Source organism: Romboutsia sp. (assembly GCF_051659545.1).
Taxonomy (GTDB): Bacteria; Bacillota; Clostridia; order Peptostreptococcales; family Peptostreptococcaceae; genus JBOFOR01.
Genome location: NZ_JBOFOR010000187.1, coordinates 1 through 12,909 on the forward strand (window position 1 = coordinate 1; position 12,909 = coordinate 12,909).

Below are 12,909 nucleotides of genomic sequence, written 5' to 3' on the forward strand. Positions count from 1 at the left end.
CCATATTCCCCCTTCGGCTTCCTTCAGACTCACCGTTACCAGTGACGCCCTTGCTTACGGGTTATCTTCCTGTTGGTTAGGCGATAAGGTTTCTTTCAACCTATCGGCTCAGTAGACATGCTGAACGTACAAAAAAAGAGCTAAGCTTATTTGCTTAACTCTTCTTTTATGAATTTTATAAAAATTTTCTTTCTATTAATCCTACTTTTTTATATACTTTTCTTAGTGTTTTTCTAGCTTGTCTTTCAGCTTTGTCTGCACCCATAGCGTATACATTTTCTAAGTAATCTTTGTTGTTTAGTAAATCATTATATTTTTCTCTTATTGGTCTTAAAGCTTCTACAACAACTTCTGCTACATCTTCTTTAAAGTCTCCATAGCCTTTGCCTTCGTACATAGCTATTATATCTTCTACACTCTTATTTCCTAATTGAGAATAGATATCTAGTAAGTTCTTTATTCCTGGTTGCTCATCATTGTAGTTTATAACACCTATAGAGTCTGTTACACTTCTTCTTATTTTCCTTCTTATTGTATCTGCATCATCTGCTAACAATATAAATGCATTTTCATTTTCATCCGACTTACTCATTTTCTTAGTTGGCTCTTGTAAACTCATTACTCTTCCAACTTCTTTTGGTATATATGGCTCTGGTACCTTAAATGTATGTGAGTATCTATTATTAAATCTAGATGCTAAATCTCTAGCTAATTCTAAATGTTGTTTTTGGTCTTCTCCTACAGGTACTAAATCTGTTTGATATAAAAGTATATCAGCAGCCATAAGTACTGGATAAGTAAATAAACCTGCATTTAAGTTAGCTTCACTTTTTTGTGATTTATCTTTAAATTGAGTCATTCTACTTAATTCACCCATGTAAGTCATTGTACTTAATATCCACATAAGTTCTGTATGAGCACTTACGTGTGATTGTATAAATATTGTATTTTTTTCGGGTTCTAAACCACAAGCTAAATATTGTGCAAGTAATTGCATTGTATTTGCTCTTAAATTTTTGGCTTCTTGAGGGACTGTTATAGCGTGTAAATCAACTACACTGTAAAAACAATCATATTCATCTTGAAGCTTAGTCCAGTTTTGTATAGCCCCTAAGTAGTTCCCTAGAGTCATTTTTCCAGATGGTTGAGCACCACTGAATATTATTTTCTTTTCACTCATCTATATCACCCCTATATAGTTTTTAGCATATTTAACACAATGTCCTTGGAGTTGTGTGCTGCATCTTTTACAAACTCATCATATGTTATTTCTGCACTTCCATCAGCTTTGTCAGACATTGCTCTTATTATTACAAATGGCACCTTATTTAAAGAACATACATGGGCAATAGCTGCTCCTTCCATTTCTCCACAGTATGCATCAAACTCTTTTACTAATTCATCTTTTAATTCCTTAGAGCTTATAAATATATCACCTGATACTACTCTTCCTTTAACTACCTTGTGAGTTTTAGTATTTTCTGATGATGATTCATACGCTGCCTTTATAAGGCTGTCATCTGCAACGAATACAGAGCTTTCCATTCTAGGTATTACACCTTTCTTATCTCCAAATGCAGTTGTATCAAAGTCATGCTGTATTGCGTCTGTAGATATTACTATATCGTATACACCTAAATCGCCATGTAATGCTCCAGCAACACCTGTATTAACTATAGCATCAACTTCGAATTCACTTACTAATATTTGAGTACATAAAGCTGCATTAACTTTACCAATTCCACATTTTACTAAAACTACATCTTTACCTTCTATAGTTCCTTTGTAAAACTTTAAACTAGCCTTCTCTATTTTTTCTTTGATATCCATTAATTCAACAAGTATGTCTACTTCTTCGTCCATTGCTCCTATTATACCTATTCTATTCATAAGAACCTCCTATATTTTAGTATTAAAAAATCCGCCCTAACAAATAGGACGGATTGTTCCGCGGTACCACCTAAATTATATGTATTAGAAATACATATCACTTATATCTGCTGTAACGTGCAGTCACGATATTGGCTAATCTACAATGTATTTCACCGTATTCCTCCAAGGTCCATTCACTAAATTCTTTATGTTAAGCTCTCAGCACCCTCAACTCTCTGTATAAAAGCTTATTTAGCTACTAATCCTTTTCATAGGATTTGAATTATTAATTATATATATATTTTATAATATGCCCTATACTATAATTTGTCAACCATCTACTACAGTTATATTATAAACACTTTTCTAATAATAATTCGTACTTGATATTTTAGTTTTTGTTTCATCTTTTTTAATTCAATCTTATTTAGTCGGTCTAATGACCGATTTGTGATTTTATTGTATATTTTCTCATTTTGAGATTAAAGTCATAATTATGTAACTTCTTAATCTCTATAAATGGATTTATTGACAACATATTTTTATATGTTTATAATTTAGTTAATTGTTAAAATAAGATAAAAGAAAGAACCTAGAAAGGTTGATATAATGAAAAAAAACAGCAATAATACTAATAATAACATGAAACAAAACATTCTAATTTGCGCTACTAAATTAATCGCTAAAAACGGTATTAAAAATACAAGCTTAGCTGATATAGCTAAAGATGTAAATATAAGTAAAGGTACTTTGTATTATCACTACTCTTCAAAAGATGATATTATCTGTGATATTGCTGATAGTCATTTGCATATTGTAAATAAGGCTGTATTAAATTGTGTTCAAAATATGAAAACGGAAAATCCTCACGATGACACAGTTAAGTTTATCATGCAAAAAATTTCTACAATAGAATCTACTGGAAGAGTTCATATGTACCTTATCTGTGAAGCTATAACTGGAAATGACACTTTGAGAGAAAGAATAAAAGTAAAGTACATAGATTGGAGACAAACTCTAAAAACTGAAATTTTAAATTCACTTGAAGATAGTGTTGAAAACAGTGATGCTTTATCCTTTTTATTAATATCTATAATTGACGGTCTAGTTGTCCAAAGCTTATTAAAAACAGAAAAAATACCATTTGAAAATATTTCTTCGTTCTTAGTTAAAAACTGGTTTTAAAGTTAAAAAAGACTGATATGTAGTAATCTACTTATCAGCCTTTTTTATGTTAATTATATGATTTTATTATTTATTATATAAAGAATGTTGCTCCTGGACCTATTGGGAATCCTGCTAATGCCCAAATTATAGCGAATATAGTCCATCCTATTAAGAATGCCATAGATATCGGCATCATCATAGACATTAAGTTACCAACACCAAAGTCTTTTTTATATTTTTGTCCAAATATTACTATAACCCCTAGGTAGCTCATTAATGGAGATATTACATTTGTAGCCGAGTCACCTATACGATACATTAATTGTACTCCTGCTGGAGAGAATCCTGCAACCATTAATATTGGTACGAATACTGGTGCAAGTAACCCCCACTTAGATGAAGCTCCACCCATGAATAAGTTAATAAATGCTGTTAAGAATATAAATGCAACCATTAATACCATAGACATAAACATATTGTCTGGGTTAATCATCTTAACTACTTCTGCACCTATAGAAGCTATATATACTCCTAAATGTGAATCATTGAAGTATTGTAAGAACTGCGCTACGAAGAATAATATAACTAATATTGGAGCCATATCTGCCATAGCTTTAACCATTGCTGGTACTATATCTACAACCTTTGCAAACTTACCTGACTTAAATCCGTATACAAGTCCACTTACTGCGAACACTACGAACATTATCATCATTATTATGTCACCTTTGAAGAATATAGAATCTAAGAAGCTGCCACCAACTTCACTTAATGCTAATGTTCCTTCTGCTCCTATACTTGCTAAAGGTACAGTAGTTGATAAATCTCCTACTAGTGGTATAACATTGTTTTTATCTATTGGTAAAGCAGTTATTACTATAAGTCCCATTACTAGTAACATTATCTTATTAGTAAACTTATATGCTTTTATTTCTTTTTCTGTTTCATTATGTTCTGGTTCTATAGTAGCTTCTTTCTTGTCATATTTACCAAGTCTTGGTTCAACAAACTTATCTATAACTATAGTACCTAATATCATTATTACAGCTGTAGAAGCCATCATAAAGAACCAGTTACTTGTTACTGATAATCCACCTGCTAATGAAGTTCCTGCTAATGCATCTCCCGTTTCAGCTGCTGCTTGTGTAAATGGTAATAATAATGCATCTGTTGAACTAACGAATAAGTTCGCACTAAATCCACCAGAAACCCCAGCAAAACCTGCAGCAAGACCTGCAAATGGATGTCTACCTAATGTGTAGTACATCAATGCTGCAAGTGGTATTAATACAACATACCCTGCATCTGAAGCCATATTAGACATTACTCCTAAGAATATAACAACTGGTGTTACAAGCTTCATTGGAGTAGCTTTAACTATACTCTTCATTGCTATTGATAAGTATCCACTTTGTTCCATAAGACCTATAGCTAACATTATTATTAATATAGAGCCTATAGCTTTCATATCCATAAAGTTAGATATTGCAGTTGCTAATAAATAAGAAAGACCATTTGAATAAGTCTCAGAAAGTACCGCTCCTCCTGCTCCAACTTTTAATACTTCTATTGGGCTTTGACCTAATAAGTTGTTTATTGGGAATTCTGTTAATGCTGCTCCTCCTAAATCAACTTTTGCTGTTACGCCAAGTGTTCCTAAAATTGCTGATAAAACTAACACTGCTATTCCAATGTATATGAACATTAATACTGGATGCGGTAATTTATTACCAAATTTTTCTATTCCATCCATAAAGCTTTGCAGTTTAGATTTTTTCTTTACATCTTTTATGCTTATATCCATGATGTCCTCCTCATATATAATACATTTTAACCCCTAAGAGTTATCTATTTACTATTTTATCATTTTTCGACAATCATTTCACTATCTTAAATGAATTCCTGTGTTTTTATAGGAATACATTTTCTTTCTTTTATTTTATATAGTCTTTTTGTATTTTTGCTTTATTTTATAAGGCATTAATCGTATTAAGCCTTTGTTTTTATTTTAGATTTTCGTTAATTTTTTATAATTTATAAATATTTCCTTAATTAAAACTTTATATTTTTTTCTAAACTTTCTATTTTTTTATAATAATTCAATTATTAGACTCTATTTAATTACAAAAAATTCGTTTAGCTTGACCAATGTGTCGACGAAACGCTTCATGTCTCCAACCGTTCTACCCATTACTCAAAAAGAGCCACCTTATTTATATAAGGTAGCTCTTTGTTTATTTACTATTTTCTTGTTACTTTTATACCAGTCATATGGTCATTTAAGTTGTGTTTTTCTAAAGATTCATCTTCAACTCTGTTTATTCCTAAGGCTAAAGTTTCAGACTTGATATAATCTTCAAAGTTTGCTACAGCTTTAGCTATCTCATCATCTGAGCAGTAGTCTATAGTTATATTATCTAATACTTCAAAGTTACTAGCTTTTCTTATTTGTTGTATTTTAGATATAAATTCTCTTGCATATCCTTCTTCTATTAACTCTTCAGTTAATGTAGTGTCTAGTATAACAAATAAATTATTTTCCATAGATACATTGAATCCGTCTTTAGCAGCTATGTTTATTAAAACATGCTCCTTATTAAATTCAAACTCTTCTCCATCTATATCAACAATTAAAGATTCTCCATTTTCTAACTTAGGAACTACTTCGCTTGGCTCTAATTTATTTAATGCTCCAGCAAAGAACTTCATCTTAGCACCTAATACAGGTCCTAATACTTTAAAGTTTGGCTTTAAGCTAAAGTTCATGTATTCACCTAAATCTCTAGCAAATACTACTTCCTTAACGTTAAGTTCCTCTTTTATTAAACCAACCACATCTTCTATTGTAGATTCATACTTACCATCTACTAATACTTTTTGTATTGGTTGACGTACTTTTATTCTAGTAGCTTCTCTCGATGCTCTACCTAAAGTAACTAAGTTTTTAACTAAGCCCATTTTTTCTTCTAATGAGCCATCTATTAATTCTAAATTAGCTTTTGGATACGAGCTTAAATGAACTGATGCTTCACCAGTCAAGCTTCTATATATTTCTTCAGATATATATGGTGCAAATGGAGCTACTAATTGACAAAGCTCTGTTAATATTTCATAAGTTGTATTGTAAACTGATTTCTTATCTTCTGTTAATTCAGTTGCCCAGAATCTTCTTCTTGAACGTCTTATATACCAGTTTGATAAGTCTTCATTTATGAATTCTTGTACCATTCTTACTGTTTTATTTAATTCAAATATAGATAAGTTTTCTTCAACTTCTTTCTTTAAGTTATTAAACTTAGATAATATCCATCTATCTAATTCTGGTCTATCTTTGTATTCTACAAAGAACTCAGTTGGGTTTACTTCATCCATATTTGCGTATAATGTGAAGAAGTTATATACATTCTTCATTGTTCCTAAGAACTTACTTTGAACTTCTTTTAATCCATCTACGTCAAATCTTGTTGGAGTCCATGGTGGAGATACGTATAATAAGTACCATCTTAGTGCATCTGCTCCATATTGGTCAAATAACTCAAATGGATTTACTGTATTTCCTCTAGACTTACTCATCTTCTTACCTTCTTTATCTAAAACAAGGTCGTTAACTAATACTTTTTTGTATGGTGCTTTACCCATAACAAATGTAGATATAGCTAATAATGAGTAGAACCATCCTCTAGTTTGATCTATACCTTCACAGATATAATCTGCTGGGAATAATTCTTCAAAGTTCTCTTTGTTTTCAAATGGGTAGTGATGTTGAGCAAATGGCATTGCACCACTATCAAACCAGCAATCTATAACATCTGTTACTCTTGTCATTGGTTCACCACAACACTCACATTTTAAATGTATGTTATCAACGTATGGTCTGTGTAATTCTACAGTTTCTGGGTTTACATCTTCTATAGCCTTCTCTGCAAGTTCTGCTCTTGAACCTACAGAATCTTTATGTCCACATTCACATCTCCATATGTTTAGTGGAGTTCCCCAGTATCTACTTCTAGATACAGCCCAGTCGTTTAAGTTTTCTAACCAGTTACCAAATCTTCCTTCTCCAACAAAAGCAGGGTACCACTCAACAGTTTTATTGTTAGCTATTAATTGGTCCTTTAATTTAGTCATTTCTATATACCAGCTTGGCTTAGCATAGTATACAAGTGGAGTTTGACATCTCCAGCAGTGTGGGTAGTTATGGGCTACTTTTTCTTTACTGAATAATTTATTTTCTCCATGTAACCATTTTATTATTTCAACATCTAAGCCTTCTTCCATTACGAATTTACCTTCCCAAGGAGTAGCTGTAAACTTACCTGCTTCATCAACTGGTTGTAATACTGGTAAACCGTATTTTCTACCTAAATTGTAGTCGTCTTCACCGAATGCTGGTGCAGTATGAACTATACCTGTACCATCTTCAGTAGTAACATAATCACCACAAGTTATGAAGAATGCTTTTTCATCAGTCTCAACGAATGGCATTAATTGTTCATATTCTATATGCTCTAAGTCTTTACCTTTCATTTCTTCTAATACTTCATAACCTTCACCTAATACTTTGTTTGCTAAAGGTTTAGATACATAGTATACTTCATCATTTTGCTTAACTTTTAAGTAATCTATTTCTGGACCTACTGTTAATGCAACATTTGAAGGTAATGTCCAAGGAGTAGTTGTCCACGCTAAGAAATATTCATTAGCGTCTTTTCTCTTAAACTTAGCTATTACAGTATTATTTTTTATTTCTTTATATCCTTGTGCAACCTCATGTGTTGCAAGACCTGTACCACATCTTGGGCAGTATGGAAGTATCTTATGTCCTTCGTATATATATCCTTCTTTATTAAATTTGTTTAATATCCACCAAACAGATTCTATATAGTTATTATCTAACGTTATATATGGATTATCTAAATCTATTTCATAAGCCATTCTTTCTGTCATTTCTCTCCATTGCTTTTCAAAAGAGAAAACAGACGCTCTACATTTTTCATTGAATTTATCTAATCCATAAGCTTCTATTTGTTGCTTATCTGATAAACCTAATTCTTTTTCTACTTGTATCTCAACTGGTAATCCATGAGTATCCCATCCAGCTTTTCTTTTTACTTGGTATCCATTCATAGTTTGGTATCTACAAACAGAGTCCTTTAATGTTCTAGCTATTACATGGTGTATTCCAGGATTTCCATTTGCTGTTGGAGGTCCTTCATAGAATACGAAACTTGGATCATTCTCACCTTTTTCTAAAGTCTTCTTAAGTATATCCATTTCTTTCCAATACTTAGAAACTTCCGCTTCTGCTTGCTTTACAGAACTATCTACTAATGGCTTAAACTTTGCCATAATATCACCCTTTCTAAACTTTTTTATATTAAGATTGTTGTCTAAATTAAGCTTGGTTATAACATAATACTTAAATTTGGGTATAAAAAAACTCGTCCCTCTTCTAATAAGAAGGGACGAGTATTAATCGCGTTACCACCCTAATTCTATACATACATGTAAATCTGTATATATAGCACTCTATAGTTTAACGGCACTAACCGGCACAGCTTAATAATCATAAGATGTTCAGCCTGCAGCTTAGGAGTGATTTTCAACTTTATAAATTTATTGGTTCTCAGCTAACCCAACTCTCTGTAAAATTATTTAAAGCTTACTGTCTCCATCATTGCTTTTATAAAAATATTTAATCTTATACTATGAAATTTTATAACAAGTTTTAAGAATAGTCAATATATTTTTGTATGTTAACTATTCTAAAGTAGCAGCACTTTCTTGTTTTTCAAAATTGTATATAGTAGTTTCAAATCCACTCATGTAATTTGGATCTACATTGTCAACATTATAGAAAATTTCATCAATACTTCTTATTTCGTCTTCTAGTAGTGATTTAAACTTATTTCTAAACACTTTAAATTCCTTCACTAATGAATCGTACTCTTTTCTAATATCTATTACACGGTTATTAGCTTGCTCTATAATTTGCCTAGCCTTTAAGTCCGCTTCTTCTACTATTATTTTTGCTTTTCTATTAGCTGCACTGCACGTATCTTCTGCCGCACTTTGAGCTGTTATAAGTGTAGCTTTTAGTGTTTCTTCTATATTTTCATATTTTCCTATTTGATTTTCATATAATCTTACTTTTTCTCTTAGTTCTAGGTTCTCCCTATGCAGTTGCTCATAGTCTTCCTTGACAATGTCTAGAAATTCATCTACTTCGTCTTCTTTGAATCCCCTTAAACTTCTTTTAAATTCTTTATTTTCTATTTCTATTGGAGTTATCATGAAATACCCCCTCCTATACTATTAACTTGGCTTGTACTTTTATTCTGCCTTTTTTAGTAATTTCTCCTACTTGAACTATGATAGCTCTACCTTTACCTCTAACAGAAATCAGAGAGTTATCTTTTATTTCTTTAGAGGTCGTAGTTACCTTTTCATAGTTTACGTGTACTCTTTCTCCATTTATGTACTTTACACTATCTTGTCTAGATATATTATATAATCCACTTATAATACAATCTAGTCTATCTGATGCTACTGTGAAAGATACATCTTTGTAGTTAGGAGCATTTTCAATAATATCTTTTCTTGAAATTTCAACTACAGATACATTATTTCTTGATACTTTATTTAGGTTCATAATTATAAAGTCACATATATCATTGCTAACTATAGCCTGACAAAAGTTCTCATGTATAATTATATCTCCTATTTTTTCTCTTTTTATACCAAGATTCATAAGTGCACCTAGATAATCTTTATGGGATATACTTTTAAATTTAAAGTTTCCTTCTATCTGTATAAATCTAAGATTATTTTCTATATCCTCATATTCCATATAATATGGGTAAATAAAGATTGTACTTCTTTCACATTTGTTGTAACCACCATCTACAGTGTATTTTATATCACTATTTGAATTTAATATTGCTACAGCATTTTTTATTTCATAAGGGTTAAAAAAATCAGTCTGTTTAACGTCATAATTTTTACTACAGCTATTAACGTTATCTATAACCCTAAACATTTTATTTTTCAATTCTATATCTTTTATATGATTAGTCAATGTATGTTTGTCCATTTAATATCACCTTTACATATATGCAATCATAACTGCTACTCTCTCTAATAGCATAAGCACTAATATTGCCACTAATGGAGTAAAGTCCATTGGACCATTTGTATATCTTCTCATTATGTTTCTTATGGGCGCTTCTATTGGCTCTGTTATTGAAGCTAGTACGTTATATAATTGGCCTCCACCACTTGGAAACCATGTTAATAAACTTTTTATAACTATAGCCCAAGATAATATATTAAATAGAATTTTTAAAGCTGTTCCTATTATATACATGTTGTTCCCCCTTTATTTATTAATTTATTTTATTTATTTTGCCAAGGGAAAAGCGTTTTACTTTCTAACTCTTTTTTTATAGTTGCATCTATATTTACATTATTTGGCGCTAATATAAATATAGCCTTTGACACTTTTTGAATATCTCCATCTAATACATATACCGCTCCATTCATAAATTGGAATATAGAGTTACGAGTAGCTTGGTCATTTAATCCTTCTAGATTAACTATTACTGCTCTCTTTTGCTTAAGATGGTCCGCTATAGTAGTTACTTCATCGTATTTTTTCGGTTCTACTATTACTACTTTCATCTGGCTAGATGTATGTAAGTTAACTATTTTTGCAGTTTTTGAGCTACCTATAGATGCATATTGATTATCAAACTCATCAGTTTCTTCTATGTCTTCTTCTTCTTCCTCATCCACGTAAGTTTCATCAATTTCTTCTTCTGTAATCCACTCTTTTATTCCTTTTATCTTAGAAAATATTCCATCTCCCATTATTAGCTTCCTCCTTAATATTTATTCATTACTTGTTATGGTAATTTCGTTCTCCAAAAATTGAAGTTCCTATTCTAACAATATTAGAACCTTCTTCTATTGCTATTTCATAGTCGTTGCTCATTCCCATTGATAGGTAGTCCATAGAGATATTTTTTATACTTAAACAGTCTATATCCATTGATAATTTTTTAAGACCTTTAAATACATCTCTTACTTCTTCTTTGTCATCTGTAAAAGGTGCCATAGTCATTAATCCCTTAATACTTATATTCGGATATTCCTTAGAAACATTTCTAATAAAATCTATAGCATTTGCTTCTTCTATTCCCTGTTTACTTTCTTCCTTAGAAATATTAACCTGTACTAAGCAATTTATTACTTTATTTATACTCTCTGCTCGCTTTTGAATTTCTTCACACAAAGCTTCTCTGTCTAAAGAGTGTATCATATGAACCTTGTCTATTATATATTTAACTTTGTTAGTTTGCAAACTACCTATTAAATGCCAATTAACTCTATCCCCTATAATTTCATACTTTCTTGCTAATTCTTGAGGTTTATTTTCACCTACATCTGTAATTCCATTTTCCATTGCTTCGAGTATTTCTTCTATGTCTACGGTTTTAGTAACAGCTAACAACATAATATCATTTTCATTTCGATTAGCTTTAGTTGCAACATCTTTAATGTTTAATCTTATATGATTTAAATTTTGTTTAATAATTTCCATATATCTTCACCTACTTTATTCTAATGTTTGTATTTATACTGTTAGGTTTTAATATTAATTCATCATTTACTCTAACAGTTTTTATTCCTTCTATGTCATTTTTATAGTCATCTATAAATATGTAGTCTTTGTTTTCGTACTGTATACTTTTTAATTCTACAAATTCTATTTTTTTAGTTTGCTGATTTACTACGTATACACCTTGCTTATTGTCTATTTCTTTTACACAACTTTTAGGTATCTTCAAACCTTCTGCTTGTGTATATATTATATCAAATTCTTTAACTCTTGTATCGTAAATTTCTACATTTTGGTTAGTTATTTTTAATATAACTACATCATAATCTTTATTTTGATATACATTCTTCACCACGGTTTCTACTTCATTTTGATTAAGTCTTATCTTTATATTTTTATTTACGTCAAATTTATTTGCTTCTTTATGGTTAACACAAATAGCTACGTATGATTCATTGTTATTTACAATCCTTGCAACTATTTGATTTTTTTTAATATTTCTTTCATTGTCTATTACATTTTTATAATAATTACTTGCATTTTTTATATCTTCTTCATTTAAGGAGTTTAATCTTTCTAAATTATATAGTTCTTCATTTCCATCATATTTATAACAAACTATGCCTGAGCTAAGTGCATTTACATAGGTAGTATTTTTTTCATTTTTATTTTTTAACAATTTAATTTGATCCTGTTTTGTTTTTATTTGAGTTGAAATAATAGAACTTATTTCAACCTCCTTTTGTTTTTCTAAGCCTTTAATTTCAGTAGCTAATGCTTCTATTTGTTTCTTATTTGTATTTTCCCCATCTTCATCCTTATAAACTTTACCTATAATTTGTCCCTGTTTTACTTTTTCTCCATTTTTTATATCTAAAACTAAAGTCCCACTTACATCTGACTTTATTAAATATTCTTCCCTTACAAATAATCCTTTAGTTGTAATTTTTTCTTCTATATTTTCTTTTTCTAAAACTAGAGTACTTGTACTTTTACTAATTAACATTAATATTAGTTGAAATATTATATAAATAAAAACTCCTAATATTAAAAAATTTGAGTATTTTACCCTTTTCAAAATTAATTTCCCCCTAGCCTTTTACAAAATTGTATCAATTATAATATTTCTTCAAATTATATTAATCTCCTTTTATTAACTTTAAAATAGGTAATACTTTTTGCAATGTTTTTTATACTATACATTGATGTAGTTTTTAGAATTGTTATTTTAATAAAATTTATTTAAACGA

At 30.1% G+C, this 12,909-nt stretch carries 11 protein-coding genes and 2 other annotated features; of the genes, 1 reads left to right on the forward strand and 10 read right to left on the reverse strand.

The window, feature by feature from the left end:
- Window positions 1–175: 175 nt before the first annotated feature.
- Window positions 176–1,180 carry a tryptophan--tRNA ligase gene (gene trpS / locus ACRC03_RS10260; protein WP_438652471.1) on the reverse strand — a complete coding sequence of 335 codons (1,005 nt, stop codon included), beginning with the start codon at window positions 1,178–1,180 and terminating at the stop codon, window positions 176–178.
- A gap of 11 nt (window positions 1,181–1,191) precedes the next feature.
- On the reverse strand, window positions 1,192–1,890 hold the full coding sequence (locus ACRC03_RS10265) for a 5'-methylthioadenosine/adenosylhomocysteine nucleosidase (RefSeq protein WP_438652472.1): 699 nt from the start codon (window positions 1,888–1,890) through the stop codon (window positions 1,192–1,194).
- A 41-nt stretch (window positions 1,891–1,931) separates the two neighbouring features.
- Window positions 1,932–2,154, reverse strand: a binding site (T-box leader).
- A gap of 327 nt (window positions 2,155–2,481) precedes the next feature.
- On the opposite strand from ACRC03_RS10265, the gene ACRC03_RS10270 reads away from it, so the two are divergent.
- Window positions 2,482–3,057 carry a TetR/AcrR family transcriptional regulator gene (locus tag ACRC03_RS10270; RefSeq protein WP_438652473.1) on the forward strand — a complete coding sequence of 192 codons (576 nt, stop codon included), beginning with the start codon at window positions 2,482–2,484 and terminating at the stop codon, window positions 3,055–3,057.
- Window positions 3,058–3,130: 73 nt separating this feature from the next.
- On the opposite strand, the gene ACRC03_RS10275 is transcribed toward ACRC03_RS10270, so the two are convergent.
- The 8 genes from ACRC03_RS10275 to ACRC03_RS10310 all read right to left on the reverse strand — a co-directional run bounded on the left by ACRC03_RS10275 (window position 3,131) and on the right by ACRC03_RS10310 (window position 12,737).
- Window positions 3,131–4,843 (reverse strand): AbgT family transporter, encoded by a 1,713-nt coding sequence (locus tag ACRC03_RS10275; RefSeq protein WP_438652474.1) that lies wholly within the window; start codon window positions 4,841–4,843, stop codon window positions 3,131–3,133.
- Between the two features lie 437 nt (window positions 4,844–5,280).
- Entirely contained in the window at window positions 5,281–8,388 is a 3,108-nt protein-coding gene (gene ileS / locus ACRC03_RS10280) for an isoleucine--tRNA ligase (RefSeq protein WP_438652475.1), read from the reverse strand.
- A 109-nt stretch (window positions 8,389–8,497) separates the two neighbouring features.
- Window positions 8,498–8,726, reverse strand: a binding site (T-box leader).
- Window positions 8,727–8,799: 73 nt separating this feature from the next.
- Window positions 8,800–9,333, reverse strand: coding sequence for a DivIVA domain-containing protein (locus ACRC03_RS10285; RefSeq protein ID WP_438652476.1), 534 nt, complete (start codon window positions 9,331–9,333; stop codon window positions 8,800–8,802).
- Window positions 9,334–9,346: 13 nt separating this feature from the next.
- A complete protein-coding gene (locus ACRC03_RS10290; RefSeq protein WP_438652477.1) occupies window positions 9,347–10,132 on the reverse strand; it encodes an RNA-binding protein in 786 nt (261 codons plus the stop codon).
- A gap of 12 nt (window positions 10,133–10,144) precedes the next feature.
- The gene (locus ACRC03_RS10295) at window positions 10,145–10,405 is read right to left on the reverse strand and encodes a YggT family protein (protein ID WP_438652478.1); all 261 of its coding nucleotides are present in this window, start codon (window positions 10,403–10,405) and stop codon (window positions 10,145–10,147) included.
- A 29-nt stretch (window positions 10,406–10,434) separates the two neighbouring features.
- On the reverse strand, window positions 10,435–10,908 hold the full coding sequence (locus tag ACRC03_RS10300) for a cell division protein SepF (RefSeq protein ID WP_438652479.1): 474 nt from the start codon (window positions 10,906–10,908) through the stop codon (window positions 10,435–10,437).
- 28 nt (window positions 10,909–10,936) lie between these two features.
- The gene (locus ACRC03_RS10305; protein ID WP_438652480.1) at window positions 10,937–11,641 is read right to left on the reverse strand and encodes a YggS family pyridoxal phosphate-dependent enzyme; all 705 of its coding nucleotides are present in this window, start codon (window positions 11,639–11,641) and stop codon (window positions 10,937–10,939) included.
- Between the two features lie 10 nt (window positions 11,642–11,651).
- Complete coding sequence (locus ACRC03_RS10310) at window positions 11,652–12,737, reverse strand: HlyD family efflux transporter periplasmic adaptor subunit (RefSeq protein ID WP_438652481.1); 1,086 nt, start codon at window positions 12,735–12,737, stop codon at window positions 11,652–11,654.
- Window positions 12,738–12,909: the final 172 nt, after the last annotated feature.

Bases quoted from the DNA above. Each gene is read 5' to 3' on its own strand.
- ACRC03_RS10270 (WP_438652473.1), top strand. From the start codon at position 2,482: ATGAAAAAAAACAGCAATAATACTAATAATAACATGAAACAAAACATT.
- ACRC03_RS10300 (WP_438652479.1), bottom strand. From the start codon at position 10,908: ATGGGAGATGGAATATTTTCTAAGATAAAAGGAATAAAAGAGTGGATT.
- ileS (WP_438652475.1), bottom strand. From the start codon at position 8,388: ATGGCAAAGTTTAAGCCATTAGTAGATAGTTCTGTAAAGCAAGCAGAA.
- ACRC03_RS10295 (WP_438652478.1), bottom strand. From the start codon at position 10,405: ATGTATATAATAGGAACAGCTTTAAAAATTCTATTTAATATATTATCT.
- ACRC03_RS10290 (WP_438652477.1), bottom strand. From the start codon at position 10,132: ATGGACAAACATACATTGACTAATCATATAAAAGATATAGAATTGAAA.
- trpS (WP_438652471.1), bottom strand. From the start codon at position 1,180: ATGAGTGAAAAGAAAATAATATTCAGTGGTGCTCAACCATCTGGAAAA.
- ACRC03_RS10265 (WP_438652472.1), bottom strand. From the start codon at position 1,890: ATGAATAGAATAGGTATAATAGGAGCAATGGACGAAGAAGTAGACATA.
- ACRC03_RS10285 (WP_438652476.1), bottom strand. From the start codon at position 9,333: ATGATAACTCCAATAGAAATAGAAAATAAAGAATTTAAAAGAAGTTTA.
- ACRC03_RS10305 (WP_438652480.1), bottom strand. From the start codon at position 11,641: ATGGAAATTATTAAACAAAATTTAAATCATATAAGATTAAACATTAAA.
- ACRC03_RS10275 (WP_438652474.1), bottom strand. From the start codon at position 4,843: ATGGATATAAGCATAAAAGATGTAAAGAAAAAATCTAAACTGCAAAGC.